The organism is Pseudomonas sp. WPR_5_2 (assembly GCF_003634475.1).
GTDB classification, from domain to species: domain Bacteria; phylum Pseudomonadota; class Gammaproteobacteria; order Pseudomonadales; family Pseudomonadaceae; genus Aquipseudomonas; species Aquipseudomonas izuensis.
This window is the reverse complement of record NZ_RBLA01000007.1, coordinates 268,472-285,700: the sequence shown is the minus strand read 5'-3', so window position 1 is coordinate 285,700 and position 17,229 is coordinate 268,472. Positions and strand designations below refer to the sequence as shown.

The 17,229-nt window shown below is 60.9% G+C and carries 17 protein-coding genes; 11 read left to right on the top strand and 6 right to left on the bottom strand.

From position 1 onward, the window contains the following. Positions 1-434: 434 nt before the first annotated feature. Genes BJ917_RS25065 through BJ917_RS25050 form a run of 4 tightly spaced genes read left to right on the top strand, consistent with a single transcriptional unit; the run spans position 435 to position 5,555 of the window. Positions 435-911, top strand: a complete 477-nt coding sequence (locus BJ917_RS25065) for a formate dehydrogenase subunit gamma (protein ID WP_121105094.1) — start codon at positions 435-437, stop codon at positions 909-911. Continuing rightward, entirely contained in the window at positions 911-2,467 is a 1,557-nt protein-coding gene (locus tag BJ917_RS25060; protein WP_121105092.1) for an NADH-quinone oxidoreductase subunit NuoF, read from the top strand. The genes BJ917_RS25065 and BJ917_RS25060 overlap by 1 nt, the downstream gene beginning before the upstream one ends. After that, entirely contained in the window at positions 2,464-5,340 is a 2,877-nt protein-coding gene (fdhF, locus tag BJ917_RS25055; RefSeq protein WP_121105090.1) for a formate dehydrogenase subunit alpha, read from the top strand. Before BJ917_RS25060 ends, fdhF begins: the two co-directional genes overlap by 4 nt. Continuing rightward, the gene (locus BJ917_RS25050; RefSeq protein ID WP_096513333.1) at positions 5,337-5,555 is read left to right on the top strand and encodes a formate dehydrogenase subunit delta; all 219 of its coding nucleotides are present in this window, start codon (positions 5,337-5,339) and stop codon (positions 5,553-5,555) included. The genes fdhF and BJ917_RS25050 overlap by 4 nt, the downstream gene beginning before the upstream one ends. 137 nt (positions 5,556-5,692) lie before the next feature. Here BJ917_RS25050 and BJ917_RS25045 read toward each other — a convergent pair whose 3' ends face one another. The 4 genes from BJ917_RS25045 to BJ917_RS25035 are packed head-to-tail and all read right to left on the bottom strand — an operon-like array spanning position 5,693 to position 8,337. After that, on the bottom strand, positions 5,693-6,034 hold the full coding sequence (locus tag BJ917_RS25045; protein ID WP_096513334.1) for a potassium channel family protein: 342 nt from the start codon (positions 6,032-6,034) through the stop codon (positions 5,693-5,695). Positions 6,035-6,072: 38 nt separating this feature from the next. Then, on the bottom strand, positions 6,073-6,213 hold the full coding sequence (locus BJ917_RS31930; RefSeq protein WP_157755745.1) for a hypothetical protein: 141 nt from the start codon (positions 6,211-6,213) through the stop codon (positions 6,073-6,075). A 55-nt stretch (positions 6,214-6,268) separates the two neighbouring features. After that, on the bottom strand, positions 6,269-7,630 hold the full coding sequence (locus tag BJ917_RS25040) for an ATP-binding protein (protein ID WP_121105088.1): 1,362 nt from the start codon (positions 7,628-7,630) through the stop codon (positions 6,269-6,271). Next, positions 7,627-8,337 (bottom strand): response regulator, encoded by a 711-nt coding sequence (locus tag BJ917_RS25035; protein ID WP_121105086.1) that lies wholly within the window; start codon positions 8,335-8,337, stop codon positions 7,627-7,629. Before BJ917_RS25035 ends, BJ917_RS25040 begins: the two co-directional genes overlap by 4 nt. A gap of 166 nt (positions 8,338-8,503) precedes the next feature. On the opposite strand from BJ917_RS25035, the gene BJ917_RS25030 reads away from it, so the two are divergent. From BJ917_RS25030 to BJ917_RS25010, 5 genes are all read left to right on the top strand, one after another. Then, on the top strand, positions 8,504-9,295 hold the full coding sequence (locus BJ917_RS25030; RefSeq protein ID WP_121105084.1) for a VacJ family lipoprotein: 792 nt from the start codon (positions 8,504-8,506) through the stop codon (positions 9,293-9,295). Beyond that, positions 9,285-9,542 carry a hypothetical protein gene (locus tag BJ917_RS25025; RefSeq protein WP_096513338.1) on the top strand — a complete coding sequence of 86 codons (258 nt, stop codon included), beginning with the start codon at positions 9,285-9,287 and terminating at the stop codon, positions 9,540-9,542. The genes BJ917_RS25030 and BJ917_RS25025 overlap by 11 nt, the downstream gene beginning before the upstream one ends. A gap of 184 nt (positions 9,543-9,726) precedes the next feature. Continuing rightward, positions 9,727-10,533, top strand: coding sequence for an Abi family protein (locus tag BJ917_RS25020; RefSeq protein ID WP_121105082.1), 807 nt, complete (start codon positions 9,727-9,729; stop codon positions 10,531-10,533). A gap of 51 nt (positions 10,534-10,584) precedes the next feature. Then, positions 10,585-12,504, top strand: coding sequence for an alkaline phosphatase D family protein (locus BJ917_RS25015; protein WP_121105080.1), 1,920 nt, complete (start codon positions 10,585-10,587; stop codon positions 12,502-12,504). Positions 12,505-12,629: 125 nt separating this feature from the next. Further along, on the top strand, positions 12,630-13,121 hold the full coding sequence (locus BJ917_RS25010) for an AAA family ATPase (protein ID WP_096513339.1): 492 nt from the start codon (positions 12,630-12,632) through the stop codon (positions 13,119-13,121). Positions 13,122-13,227: 106 nt separating this feature from the next. Here the strand turns inward: BJ917_RS25010 and BJ917_RS25005 are convergent, their stop codons facing one another. Further along, positions 13,228-14,403 (bottom strand): aspartate aminotransferase family protein, encoded by a 1,176-nt coding sequence (locus BJ917_RS25005; RefSeq protein WP_121105078.1) that lies wholly within the window; start codon positions 14,401-14,403, stop codon positions 13,228-13,230. Positions 14,404-14,505: 102 nt separating this feature from the next. On the opposite strand from BJ917_RS25005, the gene BJ917_RS25000 reads away from it, so the two are divergent. Together BJ917_RS25000 and BJ917_RS24995 are read left to right on the top strand one after the other, a co-directional pair. Beyond that, positions 14,506-15,411: a LysR family transcriptional regulator gene (locus BJ917_RS25000; RefSeq protein ID WP_121105076.1), complete on the top strand. Its 906-nt coding sequence runs from the start codon at positions 14,506-14,508 to the stop codon at positions 15,409-15,411. Between the two features lie 75 nt (positions 15,412-15,486). Further along, entirely contained in the window at positions 15,487-16,500 is a 1,014-nt protein-coding gene (locus tag BJ917_RS24995) for a sensor domain-containing diguanylate cyclase (RefSeq protein ID WP_121105074.1), read from the top strand. Positions 16,501-16,516: 16 nt separating this feature from the next. On the opposite strand, the gene msrA is transcribed toward BJ917_RS24995, so the two are convergent. Beyond that, on the bottom strand, positions 16,517-17,224 hold the full coding sequence (gene msrA / locus BJ917_RS24990; RefSeq protein WP_121105072.1) for a peptide-methionine (S)-S-oxide reductase MsrA: 708 nt from the start codon (positions 17,222-17,224) through the stop codon (positions 16,517-16,519). Positions 17,225-17,229: the final 5 nt, after the last annotated feature.

Sequence of the window (17,229 nt, the reverse complement as noted above, 5' to 3'; positions counted from 1 at the left end):
AGGCTGTTTGCAGTATGACGGTGCTCATTCAACAGCAGATGTTGATTGCCTGCGTTTTTCGCGAGCAGGCTCGCTCCTACAGTGGGCTTGATCGTTACCTTCTCCACAGGCAATCCGCTGTGCATAACTCCAGCAACCTCCCCTCAAGCGCGGCGCCTGATGCTGCGTTCTTCTAGACTCAATACAAGGTCGTAGACAGAACCAAACACGTCGCTCTGGTGCGGATAAATCAAAGGCGGCGTGGCAATCTGGCTTTTATGCCCTTACCGATGTGCGGCAAAGACCGCGCCGGGCACAACAAGATGCCCACTCAGGGCACCCCTGGCCAACGGCCTGAAAATGCCACGATACCGTGACGTGGTGTGAATGCCGCAGCCGACACTTTCGGACGACCGACGACCTTCTGGTGTGTCCGTGACCGTGAGGATTGCTGAATGCCTGATGAGAGTTTGCACCTGCCTGTGGTCAACAGTCTGCTGGAGCGCCATAAGGGTACTCCGGGCGCGCTGTTGCCCATTCTTCATGATATTCAGGAACGCATCGGTTACGTCCCCGATGCGGCCGTCCCCGAGATTGCCCATGCGCTGAACCTGAGTCAGGCGGAGGTTCGCGGGGTGATCAGTTTTTACCATGACTTCCGTACCTCGCCGCCGGCCCGCCATATTCTGCGTTTGTGCCGCGCCGAGTCGTGCCAGAGCCGTGGTGCCGAGCAGTTGGCCGCGCAGTTGCGCGAGCGTCTGCAACTGGATGACCACGGCAGCAGTGCCGATGGCAGCATCAGTTTGCGTCCGGTGTATTGCCTCGGTGCCTGCGCCTGTTCGCCTGCCCTGGAGCTGGATGGACGGGTGCATGCGCGGCTGAGCGCTGAGCGTCTGGATGCCCTGCTCGACGCTTGCCGGGAGGACGTGTGATGCCGACTCTCTATCTGCCCTGTGATTCCATTGCCCGTGCCGTAGGTGCCGATGAGGTGTCCACCGCCCTGATCACTCAGGCCAAGGCGCTTAATCTGCCGCTGGAGTTGCAGCGCACCAGCTCACGCGGTCTTTATTGGCTGGAGCCGATGCTGGAAGTGGACAGCCCGCAAGGCCGGATTGGCTTCGGCCCGCTGACCGCAGACGATGTGCCTTCAGTGCTCGATGCGCTGCAAAAAGATTCCAGCCATCCCCTGGCCCTGGGTCTGGTGGAAGAGCTGCCTTATCTCAAATCCCAACAACGCCTGCTGTTCGCCCGCGCCGGCATTACCCGGCCGCTGTCGCTTGAGGATTACCAAGCCCACGGCGGTTTCGAGGGTCTGAAAAGGGCCATCACCGTTGGTGGTGAACAGACCGCAACCGAAGTCTTCGATTCAGGCCTGCGTGGCCGTGGCGGCGCGGCCTTCCCCGCCGGGATCAAATGGCGAACGGTGCGAGGCACTCAGGCTGCGCAGAAGTACATTGTTTGCAACGCCGACGAAGGCGACTCCGGCACCTTCGCCGACCGCATGTTGATGGAAGGCGACCCCTTCCTGCTGATCGAAGGCATGGCCATTGCCGGCATTACCGTCGGCGCCACCTTCGGCTACATCTATGTACGTTCGGAATACCCCGACGCCGTTGCAACCCTGCGCGCAGCGCTGAACATCGCCCGTGAGGCCGGATATCTGGGCGCCAATGTCGGCGGCAGCGGCCAGGCTTTCGACATGGAAGTCCGAGTCGGTGCCGGTGCCTACATCTGCGGTGAAGAAACCGCCCTGCTGGATTCTCTGGAAGGCAAGCGCGGAATCGTCCGCGCCAAGCCGCCGATCCCCGCCTTGCAAGGCCTGTTCGGCCAACCAACCCTGGTGCACAACGTGCTGACCCTGGCCTCGGTGCCGCTGATTCTGGCCAAGGGTGCGCAGTTCTATCGCGATTACGGCATGGGCCGCTCGCTGGGCACCATGCCCTTCCAATTGGCGGGCAATATCCGTCACGGCGGCCTGGTGGAACGGGCCTTTGGCCTGACCCTGCGCGAACTGGTGGAAGACTACGGCGGCGGGACCGCCAGTGGTCGTCCGCTGAAGGCCGCGCAAGTTGGCGGCCCCCTCGGTGCCTGGGTGCCGCCGTCGCAATTCGATACGCCACTGGATTACGAGGCCTTCGCCGCCATCGGCGCGATGCTCGGTCACGGTGGTGTGGTGGTGGCTGATGACAGCCTCGACATGGCCCACATGGCCCGTTTCGCCATGCAGTTCTGCGCCGAGGAATCCTGTGGCAAATGCACCCCTTGCCGCATCGGCTCGACCCGCGGCGTGGAGGTGATCGACCGCCTGCTGGCCGCGCCGGATCAGGCCAGTCGTGATGAGCAGGTGATCATCCTCAAGGACCTGTGCGACACGCTGCAATACGGTTCACTGTGCGCGTTGGGCGGCATGACCTCCTATCCGGTCGCCAGTGCCCTCAAGTACTTCCCCGCCGACTTCGGTCTGCAAGCCTCGGAGGCCGAGCAATGATCACTGTATTCGATCCGAAAACCGACATCGATCTTGGCACTCCTGCCCGCGAAAGCGATGTGCAAGTCACCCTGAACATCGACGGCCGCAGCATCACCGTACCCGAAGGCACTTCGGTGATGCGCGCTGCTGCATTGATGGGCACCACCATTCCCAAACTCTGCGCCACCGACAGCCTGGAAGCCTTTGGCTCCTGCCGCATGTGCCTGGTGGAGATCGACGGCATGCGCGGCTACCCCGCGTCCTGCACCACGCCGGTCACTGAAGGCATGACCGTGCACACCCAGACGCCGAAGCTCGCGACCCTGCGTCGCAATGTCATGGAGTTGTACATCTCCGATCACCCGCTGGATTGCCTGACCTGCTCGGCCAACGGCAACTGTGAGCTGCAAACCGTGGCCGGTCAGGTCGGCCTGCGGGAAGTGCGTTATGGCTATGAAGGCGAGAACCATCTGGCCGACGTGAAGGACACCTCCAACCCCTACTTCGACTACGACCCGAGCAAGTGCATCGTCTGCAACCGCTGCGTGCGCGCCTGCGAAGAAACCCAGGGCACCTTTGCCCTGACCATTACCGGGCGCGGTTTTGAATCCCGCGTGGCCGCTGCCGGTGGCGAGAACTTCCTCGACTCGGAATGCGTGTCCTGCGGCGCCTGCGTGCAGGCCTGCCCTACCGCGACCTTGATGGAAAAGAACGTGGTCGAGATGGGTCAGCCGGAACGCAGCGTGATTACCACCTGCGCCTATTGCGGCGTGGGGTGCTCGTTCCGCGCCGAGATGAAAGGCAACCAGTTGGTGCGCATGGTTCCGGACAAAAACGGCCAGGCCAACCACGGCCACTCCTGCGTCAAAGGGCGCTTTGCCTGGGGCTACGCCACCCACCCGGATCGCATCACCAAGCCAATGATCCGCAAACACATCAGCGACCCGTGGCAAGAGGTCAGCTGGGACGAAGCGGTGACCTACGCCGCCAGCGAATTCCGCCGGCTGCAGCAAAAGTACGGTCGCGACTCCATCGGTGGCATCACCTCCAGTCGCTGCACCAACGAAGAAACCTATCTGGTGCAGAAACTGGTACGCGCCGCGTTCGGCAACAACAACGTCGACACCTGTGCCCGGGTCTGCCATTCGCCGACCGGTTATGGCCTGAAGCAAACCCTGGGCGAATCCGCCGGCACCCAGAGTTTCGACTCGGTGATGCAGGCCGACGTGGTGCTGGTGATGGGTGCCAACCCTAGCGACGCCCACCCGGTGTTCGCCTCCCAACTCAAGCGCCGCCTGCGTGAAGGCGCGCGGCTGATCGTCATCGATCCACGACGCATCGATCTGGTGGACACGGTGCACGCCCGTGCCGACTATCACTTGGCCCTGCGCCCCGGCACCAACGTGGCCATGCTCAACGCATTGGCCCACGTGATCATCACCGAAGGCCTGCAAGACCAGGCCTTTATCGACGCCCGTTGCGAGGGCAGTGATTTCGCCCGCTGGAGCGAATTCGTCAGCCGTGCGGAAAACTCGCCGGAAGCCATCAGCCCTATCTGCGGTGTGGCCGCTGCCGACATCCGTGCCGCCGCACGTCTGTATGCCACCGGCGGCAACGCAGCGATCTACTACGGTTTGGGCGTCACCGAACACAGCCAGGGCAGCACCTCGGTGATGGGCATCGCCAACCTCGCCATGGCCACCGGCAACATCGGCCGCGAAGGCGTGGGCGTGAATCCGCTGCGGGGGCAGAACAACGTTCAGGGCTCCTGCGATATGGGCTCCTTCCCTCATGAGTTACCCGGATACCGGCACATCTCCAATGTGGCGGTGCGGACCGAGTTCGAACAGGCGTGGAACGTCACCCTGCAACCCGACCCGGGCCTGCGCATTCCCAACATGTTCGAGTCGGCGCTGGCCGGCACCTTCAAGGGCCTGTACTGCCAGGGCGAAGACATCGCCCAGAGCGATCCGAATACCCAACACGTCACCGCGGCCCTGTCGGCCATGGAATGCGTGGTGGTGCAGGACATCTTCCTCAACGAAACGGCGAAGTTCGCCCACGTGTTCCTGCCCGGCGCTTCGTTCCTGGAAAAGGACGGCACCTTCACCAACGCCGAGCGGCGTATCTCACGGGTACGCAAGGTCATGGAGCCGCTGGGCGGCAAGGCCGACTGGGAAGGCACCGTGGCCCTGGCCAATGCGCTGGGCTATCGGATGGATTACAAACACCCATCGGAAATCATGGATGAAATCGCCAGCCTGACACCGACCTTCACCAACGTCAGCTACGCCGAACTGGATCGCCACGGCAGCCTGCAATGGCCGTGCAACGCCGCCGCACCGGACGGCACGCCGACCATGCACATCGAGCAGTTCGTGCGCGGCAAGGGGCGCTTCATGCTCACCGGCTACGTGCCCACAGAGGAAAAGGTCAACAGCCGCTATCCGCTGCTGCTGACCACCGGGCGCATCCTCAGCCAGTACAACGTCGGTGCCCAGACCCGGCGTACCGACAACGTCGCCTGGCATGACGAAGACCGCCTGGAAATCCATCCAACCGACGCCGAAAGCCGTGGCATCAACGAAGGCGACTGGGTCGGCATCGGCAGCCGCGCCGGCCAGACCGTATTGCGTGCGCGGGTCACCGAACGGGTTGCGCCAGGCGTGGTGTACACCACGTTCCACTTCCCGGAATCGGGGGCCAACGTGATCACCACGGATAACTCCGACTGGGCCACCAACTGTCCGGAATACAAGGTCACCGCCGTGGAAGTCAGTCGTGTCTACCACCCTTCGGAGTGGCAAAAACGCTTCCAGGCGTTCACGGAAGAACAGCACCGTTTGCTCAAGGAACGCCGTCAAGCTGCCAAAGCGGAGGTACGCCGATGAGCACTGCCAACCTGATCAAAATGGCCAACCAGATCGCCCAGTACTTCGCCAGCGAGCCGGACCAGCAACAGGCCGTGCTCGGGGTGCGAAATCATCTGCAGCTGTACTGGACGCCCGGGATGCGCAAGGAATTGCTGGCCTGGCAAACGGAGCACCCGGCGGACTTGCATCCGCTGGCGCAAGCGGCGGTCAGTGGGGCGGGTTGGGAGGCTTAGATAAGAGGAACTGTGGAAAACCTGTGGGAGCGAGCCTGCTCGCGAAAGCGGTGTGTCAGTCACAATTATGTTGGCTGACACTCTGCATTCGCGAGCAGGCTCGCTCCCACACGGGTTGTATGTAGTGTTTGCCCGCCTTATTTATCTCCCTCTGTCACCCGCACAGCCGTCTCGATCGCCCGCACGCTGATCGCCGCAAAGATCGCCGTCAGCAACACGCCATTAAATCCAAGCAATATCGCCAATATCCGCGAAAGCGGCAGTTTCGGCACGAGTTCGCCATAGCCAATGGTCAAGCCGGTCACGAAGCCAAAGTAGATGCCGTCAAACGGATCCCAGCCCTCCAGATAACTGATGATCAAGCCAACCGTAACGATGATTATCAGCATCGTGGAAAAGATCGGCCAAGCCAGTCGAAGGTAGAAGCCGACGGATTTGTAGAACTCTCGACGGATGTGCGACGGATGGGCGTGCTTCATGTCATGGCTTCCTGAACGACCGGCGAATTGGCGCCCCATCAGCTTGGCACAAGCTCTGGAATATGAAGACGGACCAGGCAAGACTGCTCAAGCTGTTTGCGGTACTTGTCGTTGATGGCGTAGGCCGGCAATTGAGTAGCGATAAAAATGGCCAGTGCCGGCAGGATGATCCTGGTCATTATTTCTATCCTCTGGTCAGTACCTTGCCGAGTGCCCGCAAGGTGCATGGATCACTTACTGTAGTCCGAATCCCGTACTCGAATGCACCGGCAACACCACCAACGCTTCCAGTCCGCCCGTCGACCGGTTGCGCAACGTCAACTCCCCGCCATGCTCCAGAACAATCGCCCGCGCCGCCGACAACCCCAGGCCAACCCCGCCCGTGCTTTTGTTGCGCGAGCCTTCCAGACGGAAGAACGGCGTGAACACTTGCTCCAGATTCGACTCGGGAATCCCCGGCCCACGGTCCAGCATCCTGATCCGCACCTGCCCGGCATCGGCCATCAGTTCCACCGCCGGCTCGGCACCGTACTTGATCGCGTTCTCCAGCAAGTTGGTCATCACTCGCTTGAGTCCCAACGGCCGCCCGAAATACACCAGCCGCAATGGCCCGCTGTAGGCAATCTCGACCCCCTGATCCCGGTAATCATCCAGCAAGGTGTGCAGCAGTTCCGCCAGGTCAAACTGGGTCGCGGGTTCCAGCCGGGCGTCGTCACGGAAGAATTCCAGCGCCGAGTTGATCATTGCCTGCATTTCATCCACGTCACGAAACAACCGTTGCTGCTGCTGGGCATCTTCGATGAATTCACCACGCAGGCGCATCCGCGTCAGGGGCGCGCGCAGGTCGTGGGAGATGGCGGCGAGCATTTGCGTGCGGTCGCGAATGAAGTGTTGCAACTGGGCCTGCATGGCGTTGAAGGCGAGGATGGCCTGGCGAATTTCCTGGGGGCCGAGGGGTTCGATGGGCGGTGCCCGGAAGTCGGTGCCGAAGCGTCGGGCGCCTTCGGTGAAGCGTTGCAGCGGCGTGGCGAGGCGGCGGGTGGCGATCAGGGCGACCAGGGCGGTTGAGATCAACACCAGCAGGATGACGATCAGGTAGCGCGGCGCTTCGTCGAGCCCCCAACTGCGCGAGGGCGCGGAGAACATCACCCATGAGCCGTCGGCCAACTCGATCAATAGCGCGTAATGGGCGTCTGCCTTGTGCTCGGTCCAGTCAGCCGGTTCATAAGCCTCGATGCGCCGATCAGGGGCTTTGAGCATGGGTTGCAGGATGGATGAGCCGATTTCCGACTTGGCATCGTCCACAGCCGGCAAATCGAGATCCCGCCGGTCAGGGTGCCAGCTGACGATGAAGCCATTCTCGCCGGCGGCTTGCGCCAGTTGGTTGCGCAATGGCACCGGGGCGGCCTCGATGACACGGGTGATGGCAGCGGCTTTTTCCAGCAGGCCGGTTTCGGTCAACGGCGGGCGCGCCCAGACGCCGGCCACCTGGATAAACAGGCCGTTGAGCGCCAGTGAAATGAGCATCGCCAGGATGATCGTCAGCGCGATCCAGCGCCCCACCGTATCGCGGCGAAATCGCGTCAGCCAGTTCATCGCCGGGTCACGCTGGGGGTGAACAGGTAGCCACCATTACGCACGGTGCGAATCATCGCCGGGCGCTTGGTGTCGGACTCGAGTTTGCGCCGCAGGCGGCTGACCTGCACGTCGATGCTGCGATCGAAAGCGTCATGGCAATGCCCGCGCGCCAGGTCCAGTAACTGTTCACGGGTAAGGACGCGTTGCGGGTGTTCGACGAACACCAGCAGCAGGTCGAATTCGCCGGCCGAGAGCGGGATCATCACATTGTCCGGTGAGCGCAGTTCACGGCGGGTGACGTCCAGGTGCCAGTCGGCGAAGTCGATCAGCGGTCGTGGCCGTTCCTGCGCCAGCGGACGGCGTTCGTCCACGCGGCGCAGCACGGCGCGCACCCGCGCCAGCAGCTCGCGGGCGTCGAAGGGTTTGGTCAGGTAATCGTCGGCGCCCAGTTCGAGGCCGACTACCCGGTCGCTGAGTTCGCCCATGGCCGTGAGCATGATCACCGGGATGGTGTAACGAATCCGCAGTTGCTGGCAGAGGATCAAGCCGCTGTCGCCGGGCAACATCACGTCGAGAATGATCAGGTCGGGCGCCTGGCGCTCGATGGCTGCCCACAGCGATGCGCCGTCGGTGGCGACCTCGACGCTGTAGCCGTGCTGCACGAAGAATTTTTTCAGGAGATCGAGGACTTCAACGTCGTCGTCGACTATTAAAAGGCTGTTCACCAAAGGTCACTTACGGGGCGAATGGAACCGTTATCTAAAACCATTCGCGGCAGCGCGTCATTTATTTCAATCCTGCAATAAAGCGTCAGCGCCGCAATAAACCAGACATCTTTGCGCAAGGCTCGGGGCTCAGCATCCTGGCAAATTCTTCCCGAGACTTGCGTCCATGTTGCCTTTGAAGTGTGCCCCCTGGCTGGCCCGTCGTACCTCGATTGCCATGCTGGCCGTTGGGCTCGCGGGTTGCAGCAGCCAGCCAACGCCCGCGACTACCCTGACCTGCGCCGACACCGACTACTCGGTGTACGACCCTGCGGAACCGTTCAACCGTGGTGTCTTCGCCTTTAACCGGGTGGTCGACGACTATGCCCTGGCGCCGGTCGCTCGCGGTTATCGCTACACCCCGGATTTTTTCCAGACCGGTGTGCATAACTTCGTGGCGAACTTCGGCGAACCCAAGGTCTTTATCAATGACCTGTTGCAGGGCAATCCGGGACGCTCGGCCAATACAATGGGGCGTTTCCTGCTCAACACCACGCTCGGTGTAGCGGGCCTGATTGATGTTTCCGGCAAGGCCGGGGTCCCCCGTCACAACGCGGACTTCGGCCAGACCTTTGGCGTATGGGGCATTGGCAACGGCCCGACTGTCGAGCTGCCATTGCTCGGCACGTCCAACAGCCGGGACGCCACCGGTCGCGTGCTGAGCTTCATGGTCGATCCGTTCGGCGACAACAGCGATACCGTGGACACACTGTCCAGCGTCAATACCGTCGGCGGCGTTGTCGATGGTCGCGCGCAAGCCTTGCCGCTGACCGACAGCCTGCAACAACTGCCGGATTATTACAGCGCGTTGCGCGATGTAGTCGCCGCGCGCCGCGCCGCTTACGTGGCCGATGGCAAGCAAGGCTCGACGCAGAAGTCCAACCCTCAATGCACAGGAACGCCGACCGATGGCTTCTGATGGCTTGATTTTGCAGCAATGGGTGAGCCGGGACGACGCAACCAATCTGCACTGCCAGGAAACTACCCTGCGACTGTCAGAAGACTGTCGCCAACTGGTGCTCAGCAGCTATACCGAGCACTACGGCCCGGCGGCGCAGAGTTGGATCGAGCACAATCACACGGTGTCGGTGAGTGATTTGCTTCGCTGGTTGATGGCCAATGGAGAGGCAGTCGTCATGAAATCCGACAGTCGGTCGCTGTCTTGATGTCGGAAAAGGGGGAATAGAAGCGCGGTTACATAATCGGAGCATTCACGCGGGTGTACATAGTGTCGGTCGTGTTGACTCGGCTGTACCCATCACAGACAATCACCGCAATCGCGCCCGAACCTCTGGTGCTGGCTCAGTCCGGCATTATGTTTGGGCCTTCTTTTTTCTGGGACATGGACTGTTGCAGCAATTAGCCCCGCCGAAGCCATTTCGATCCTACTGCGACCTGTCCGCATTGCTCGCCCGTCGAGGCATGGAAATCACTGACGTTGCTCGCGCCGAACGCAAACTCAGTCAGGTCGGTTACTACCGTCTGAGCGGGTTCTGGTATCCGTGCCGTGAGTTCCTTCGCGACGCAGACAACAATGTAGTCATGTGCACGGTCAGCAAAAAACCGCTTCGTCAGAATGAGTTTGTGCCGGGTACTCAGTTCGACTCCGCGTTCGCAATCTATCTATTCGACAAAAAACTGCGACAGCTCATGCTTGATGCCATTGAACGCGTTGAGGTGCATGTGCGCTCAGTGATTGCGCATGAAGTGGGTTACCACAACCCCATGGTCTATCAAGACATCAGCTTCATCAATCCATCGCAGACGAAGACTTTCAATACCAAGCGGGGCCGCCAACGTAACATTTGGTCTGAATGGCTCAAACGTCAGAACGAGCAAATCGAACGTAGCCGAGAAGACAGCATCGAATGGCATCGCCAGCAGCATAAGGCCATGCCCTTTTGGGTTGTCGTGGAAGCGTGGGATTTTGGAACCGCCTCGAAGTATTTCGAGATACTGAAAGATGCCCACCGCAACAGAATCAGTCGACGGTTTGGCCTCGCTAACGCAAAAATCCTCAAAGAATGGCTTCAGGAAATCAACACGCTACGTAACCGATCACTGGCTGACAGGATCAACATCTGCTGGAAACGCACGGTGTTAGATAACGGCAGTCATGTGCATGAATCCAACTCATGTCGTCAACTATTTACTTGAGCAAGCTGCGCTATCATCGCCCACCTCTGCGCCCCAAGAGCTTGAACCCGGATGTCCGTAACACAGTCATTGCCCGACGATCATCAAGTATTGCCCCCTGTGCTGGCCGGCCCACTGTTACGGCGCCTGGAACCCACGCGCCTGGTGCTGTGGCTGGTGGGTTCCCGGCCGCTGGAGTTGACCCTGCGATTGCAGGGCATGGGCGATATTCGCCTGGATGCCGGGCAATGCACGGTCATTGCGGTGGGCATTCATGCGTTTGTGCACCTGATCGATGTGGTACTGGATACCGCCCTGCCCTGTGATGAGTTGATCGAGTATGACCTGCTGATCGCCGACGGGAGCGGCATCGGCGACTGGGCCCCACATCTGTTGTACGGCGATGCTCGCATGCCGAACTTCGTCCTGCGCTCACGCATCGATCAACTGCTGCACGGTTCCTGTCGCAAGCCTCATCACCCGGCAGCGGACGGTTTGCTGTGTGTCGATGCCCTGTTGGCGCAAGAACACGAGCCCTGTGATCGTCCGGCGTTGCTGATGATGAGCGGCGATCAGGTTTACGCCGACGATGTGGCCGGGCCGACGCTGCGAGCGATTCATGCCTTGATCGAGCGCCTGGGGTTGTTCGGCGAGCACCTGGAAGGCGCCGTGGTCAGCGACAGCGCCAAACTCTACGAACATCCGGCCAGTTACTACCACCGCGCGGATTTGTTACCGGCGCTCGAGAGCAACGAAACCCTGCGAGAACGATTTTTCGGCGGCGCGCGTAAGCCGATTTTTACCAGCAGCAGCGCCGACAACCATCTGGTGACCTTCGCCGAAGTCATGGCGATGTACCTGCTGGTCTGGTCACCGGTGACCTGGACGTTGATCGCTCCGCAGCCGCCAGCCCTGTCACCCCAAAGACGCGAGCGTTACGCACTGGAGCAAACGCGCATCGACGGCTTCAAGGCCGGGCTGGGCAAGGTCGCACGGGCGTTGGCGCATTTGCCGACCCTGATGATTTTCGACGACCACGATATTACCGATGACTGGAATCTTTCCGCGCAATGGGAGGAAACGGCCTACGGCCATCCGTTCTCCAAACGCATCATTGGCAACGCGCTGTTGGCTTATATGCTGTGCCAGGGCTGGGGCAACAACCCGGACGCCTTCAGCGGTGTGCTGGACAAGGCCCGCTCGCTGAGTGCCACCGGGAACGACCGGTACCTCGACAGTGGGGTCCAGGATGCGTTGATCGACGAACTGCTGAGGTTTCAGCATTGGCACTACGTGCTGCCCACCACCCCGGCCATGGTCGTGCTCGACACCCGCACCCGGCGCTGGCGCAGCGAGGAGAACCTCAAGCAACCCTCGGGTTTGCTGGACTGGGAAGCCCTCAGCGAACTGCAACAGGAACTGCTGGATCACCCGTCGGCGATCATCGTTTCGCCAGCGCCGGTGTTCGGCGTCAAGCTGATCGAAACCGTGCAACGGGTGTTCAGTTGGTGCGGTTATCCACTGTTGGTGGACGCGGAAAACTGGATGGCCCATCGCGGTGCGGCGCAGGTGATCCTGAACATTTTCCGACACTCACGTACACCGGGTAACTACGTGGTGCTGTCGGGCGATGTGCATTATTCCTTCGTCTATGAAGTACTGATCCGACACCGCAAGGCCAAGCCGCGCATCTGGCAGATCACCAGCAGCGGCATCAAGAACGAATTCCCGCCGACCCTGCTGGAATGGTTCGACCGCCTCAACCGCTGGCTCTACTCACCCCGCTCGCCGCTCAACTGGCTGACCAAACGCCGACGCATGCGCATCGTGCCGCACATCCCTGAACATGCCGAGGCCGGTGAGCGGTTGTGGAATTCGGCGGGGATCGGGCAGGTGTTCTTTAATGAAAAAGGGCAACCGCGGGATATCTTCCAGCACAATGCCAACGGTGCGCCGAGGACGCGAATGGTGGCGCCGGAGCAATCGGATTAAGGGCATGACCCGCAAAACCTGTGGGAGCGAGCCTGCTCGCGAATGCTATCTGTCAGTCCCTGCAGTGGTGACTGTCATACCGCCATCGCGAGCAGGCTCGCTCCCACAGTTGATTGGTGTCATCCATGGATCTCACCCGAACCCTGATCATCGGCAACTCCGGTTCCGGCAAAAGCTGGTTGGCCCGACGGCTGTCCGAGCAGTTGCAGGCTCCCTGGATCGATCTTGATCAAATCCACTGGCTATCCGACGAACACAGCATCGCCCGTCCCCGAAACGAAGCATTGGCCATGGCGCGCATTGCGGCCAGTGAAGAGCGTTGGGTGATCGAGGGTGTTTACGACTGGATCGTCAGCGAGCTCTTACCCCGGGCGACTGCATTGATCTGGCTGACTGTTGAGGATGAGGAATGCATTGCCAACATTCGCCAACGCGAGGCGAAACGGGACGAGAACGATGAGTTGTTGGTTGCCTTGCTGGAATGGGCCGGCAGTTATCGCACGCGTGACGGGGCTAGTGGGTTTGCGGCGCATCAGCGGCTGTTCGATGCGTTTGGCGGCTCGAAGCTCCAATTGATCGCGCAGCCTGAAATCACAGCTTTCATCAGGCACCTGTAGGAGCTGGCTTGCCAGCGATGGATTCGAAAGCGCCGCGTTTACCCGGTTGAAACGCGACATCGTTAACGATCATCGCTGGCAAGCCAGCTCCTACAGGAGATGCGATTCAAGCCGCTGAAATCGTCCGACTCACCCCTCTCACAATCATCTCCACCTCGCGCTCATCAATCGTCAGTGGCGGCAGCAGGCGGATCGTCTGGCCCCGGGTCACGTTGATCAGCAAACCGTGATCCCGGGCGGCGATCAGGGTCAGGTCGCGGATGGGTTGTTTGAGTTCGATGCCAATCATCAGGCCCTGGCCGCGGATCGCCAGGACGTTCGGGTGGTTGGCCAATTCCGTGCGCAATCGGTCGAGCAGCCGTTCGCCCTGGCGCCGGGCATTATCGCGCAGGCCCTGTTCTTCGATGATTTCCAGCACGGTGCAGGCGACGCGGCACGCCAAAGGGTTGCCGCCGAAGGTGCTGCCGTGGCTGCCGGGGGTGAAAAGCTCGGCGGCTTTACCGCGAGCCAGGCAGGCGCCGATCGGGATGCCATTGCCCAGGCCTTTGGCCAGGGTCATGACGTCGGGGACGATGCCTTCATGCTGGCAGGCGAACCACTGGCCGGTACGGCCGATGCCGGTCTGGATTTCGTCGAGCATCAGTAGCCAGGCACGCCGGGTGCACAGTTCGCGCACGGCTTTCAGATAGCCGGGTGGCGCCAGTTGAACGCCGCTTTCGCCCTGGATAGGCTCCATCAAGATCGCCACGATGCGCGGGCCGTGGGCCTGCTGCACCCTGTCCAGCGCCTTGAGATCGCCGAACGGCACCTTGATGAAATCCCCCGGCAGCTTGTTGAAACCTAACCGCACCGCCGGGCCATCGCTGGCGGACAAGGTGCCGAGGGTCCGCCCGTGAAAGGCGTTTTCCATGACCACCACCAGCGGTTGTTCGATGCCTTTGTGCCAGCCGTGCAGCCGCGCGATTTTCAGCGCCGTTTCGTTGGCCTCGGCACCGGAATTGTTGAAAAACGCCCGGTCCATGCCGGAGAGCTGAGTGAGTCTGTGCGCCAGCCGCTGCTGCCAGTCGATGCTGTAGAGGTTGGACGTGTGCAGCAGCAGCCCGGCCTGCTCACTGATGGCGGCGACGATTTTCGGATGGGAATGACCGACGTTGGTCACCGCCACCCCCGCCACCGCATCCAGGTATTCACGACCGGCCAGGTCCCACAGGCGCGTGCCCAGGCCTCTGTCGAAACTCAAGGCCAGGGGTTGGTAAGTGCTCATCAGGCAGGCGGCGGTCATGACATCAGGCTCCATCAATTGTCGGTGTTTTGGCAGTATGGTTAGCCACCTGAACTGGATAAACTGCGCAAAACTTCGATCATTTAAAAGCCGGGCTTGATAATGGATCTGTTCCAGGCAATGACTGTGTACGTCAGGGTGGTGGAAGCCGGCAGCATGACCGCCGCCGCGCAGCAGTGCGAAATGTCCACGACCATGGTCGGCAATCACCTCAAGGCGCTGGAGCAGCGTCTGGGTGTACGCCTGCTCAACCGTACGACGCGGCGCCAGCGCCTCACGGAATTCGGCAGCGCGTATTACCAGCGTTGCCTGGAAGTGCTGGGGCTGGTGGCGGACTCGGAACGCCTGGCGGAGCAGACCCTGGATGAGCCGAGCGGCACCCTGCGCATCACCGCGCCACTGACCTTCGGCACCGAACGCCTGGCGCCGGCCCTGAGTGAGTTCAGCCTGAACAATCCGCGGGTGAAACTGGACGTGGTACTGACCAATCGGCGTCCGGACCTGCTGGATCATGGTTTCGACGTGGCCTTTCGCCTGGGCGCACTCGAACCCTCCAACCTGATCGCACGCCCGCTGATCGACTACACCCTGACCATGTGCGCCTCAAAGGATTACCTGGCGCGCCGGGGTACCCCGGAAAAACCTGAAGACCTGCAACAGCACGACTGCCTGGCGTTTGCCTATCCGGCCGGCGATGACTGGCAATCGGTGGCACGGCAATGGCGCCTCAATGGTCCCGAGAGCGAAATCGTGGTGGCGGTCAGCGGTCCGATGGTGATCAACAGCTCAGCCGGCCTGCATCAAGCAGCCCGAACCGGAATGGGTATCGTGATGGTGCCCGATGCGCTGGTAGAGCAGGATCTCAAGAACGGCACACTGGTGCCTCTGTTGCAGCGTTATCAACTGCCGAGCCGACCGATGCACCTTGTGTATGCCCAGGATCGCTACCGCCTGCCGAAACTGCGTCGTTTCGTCGATTTCGCCATGGGGATGTGGGGCAAGCACTAGCCGGGCGGATGCGCCATGATCTAATCTCCATGGCAGTTAAGTCATTTTGATATCAGGGCAGCAGGGAGAGCAGCGATGGGCGACGCATCGAACATCGAACCAGTGAAGTTCAATGTGTCGGACATGAACGACGGCATGCTGCACACCCTCCTCGAATTGGTCAGCGACGGTATCTGGGACTGGAACGCCAACACCGGTTTCGTTTACCGCAACGCCCGCTGGTACGAAATGCTCGGCTATTCGCCCCACGCCCTGGACAACACGGTGCTGGCCTGGGAAAACGTCATTCACCCCGAAGATTATCCACGGGTCATGGCCCGGATCGATGATCACCTGAGCGGGCGCAGTCCTGTTTATCAGGTCGAGTATCGCTGTCGGACACAGGACGGCAGTTACGTCTGGATCGAAGACCGCGGTCAGGTGCTGGTTCGCAATGCCGACGGCTCGGTGGCGCGCATGGTCGGCGTTCACCGAAGCATCGAAGACAAGCGACGCCTGGTTGAAGAACTCGAACGGCGCAATCACTCGCTGGAAGCGATGATCGAAGAGCGTACGCGGGAACTGTCCAGGGTCAATCAGCAGCTGCAACTCCAGCTCGAAGAAAACCGCAAACTGGCGCACACCGACACCCTGACGGACATCGCCAATCGTTATCGCCTGGAACAGGTGCTGCCCCAGGCCTGCGAACGCGCCCAGCGTTTCCGCGAACCCCTGTCGTTGATCGCCATGGACGTCGATGACTTCAAGAACATCAACGATCATTACGGCCATGCACTGGGTGATGCGGCATTGGTGCACGTGGTCGAAAACATCAAACGTTTCGTGCGCGAAGGCGATCTGTTGGCCCGTTGGGGTGGCGACGAATTCATCATGATCCTGGCCAACACCCCATTGGCCGACGCCCGGACCCTCGCCGAGGCCATCCGCCATGGCTTGGCGGACTTGCTGCCTGTGGGCGACTTCCAGGTAACCATGAGTTTTGGCGTGGTCCAGCGCTTTGATGAAGAACAACAGACCGGCCTGATGTCCCGTGCCGATCAGGCGCTGTATCGCTCCAAGATCGCCGGCAAGAATGTGATCTCCGTATAACCGCCATCCCCCACACTTACATCCCCGCCTTCACCAACACCGGTTTTTCCTGATAGCGATCCGGATACAGCTGCTTGAGCTGCGCCACCTTCGGCAAATCGTTGATCACGATGTAGGGGTAGTTCGGGTGCTCGGTCAGAAAGTCCTGATGCTCCTCCTCCGCCGGGTAGAAACCGTTGTAGGTTTCCAGTTTGGTCACAATCGGTTTGTTAAACGAATGGGCGGCGTCGAGCTGGGCGATGTACGCCTGTGCGACCCGTTGCTGCTCGCTGCTTTTGGTGAAAATGGCCGAACGATACTGGGTGCCGGTGTCCGGTCCCTGACGATTGAGTTCGGTCGGGTCATGGGCCACCGAAAAGTAGATTTGCAGCAAGGTGCCGTAGCTGACCCTGCTCGGGTCGAACGTGACTTCCACGGACTCCGCATGGCCGGTATCGCCATTGCTGACACGCTCGTATTGGGCGGTATTGGCCGCACCGCCCGCATATCCGGAGACGGCATTTTTCACGCCTTTGACATGCTGGAATACACCTTGAACGCCCCAGAAACAGCCGCCAGCAAAGACGGCGGTTTCGCTGTGGGCCTGGGTGGTTTCGTCAAGGGCTGGCGGCGGAATGATGACCGCTTCTTCGGCTCGGCCGAAAGAGAATGCCGTGCATTGGCCGATGACGCCGGCAGCCATCAGCCCCAACAACGTACGGCGCCAGGTGAACAGGGTTTTCATGGTGC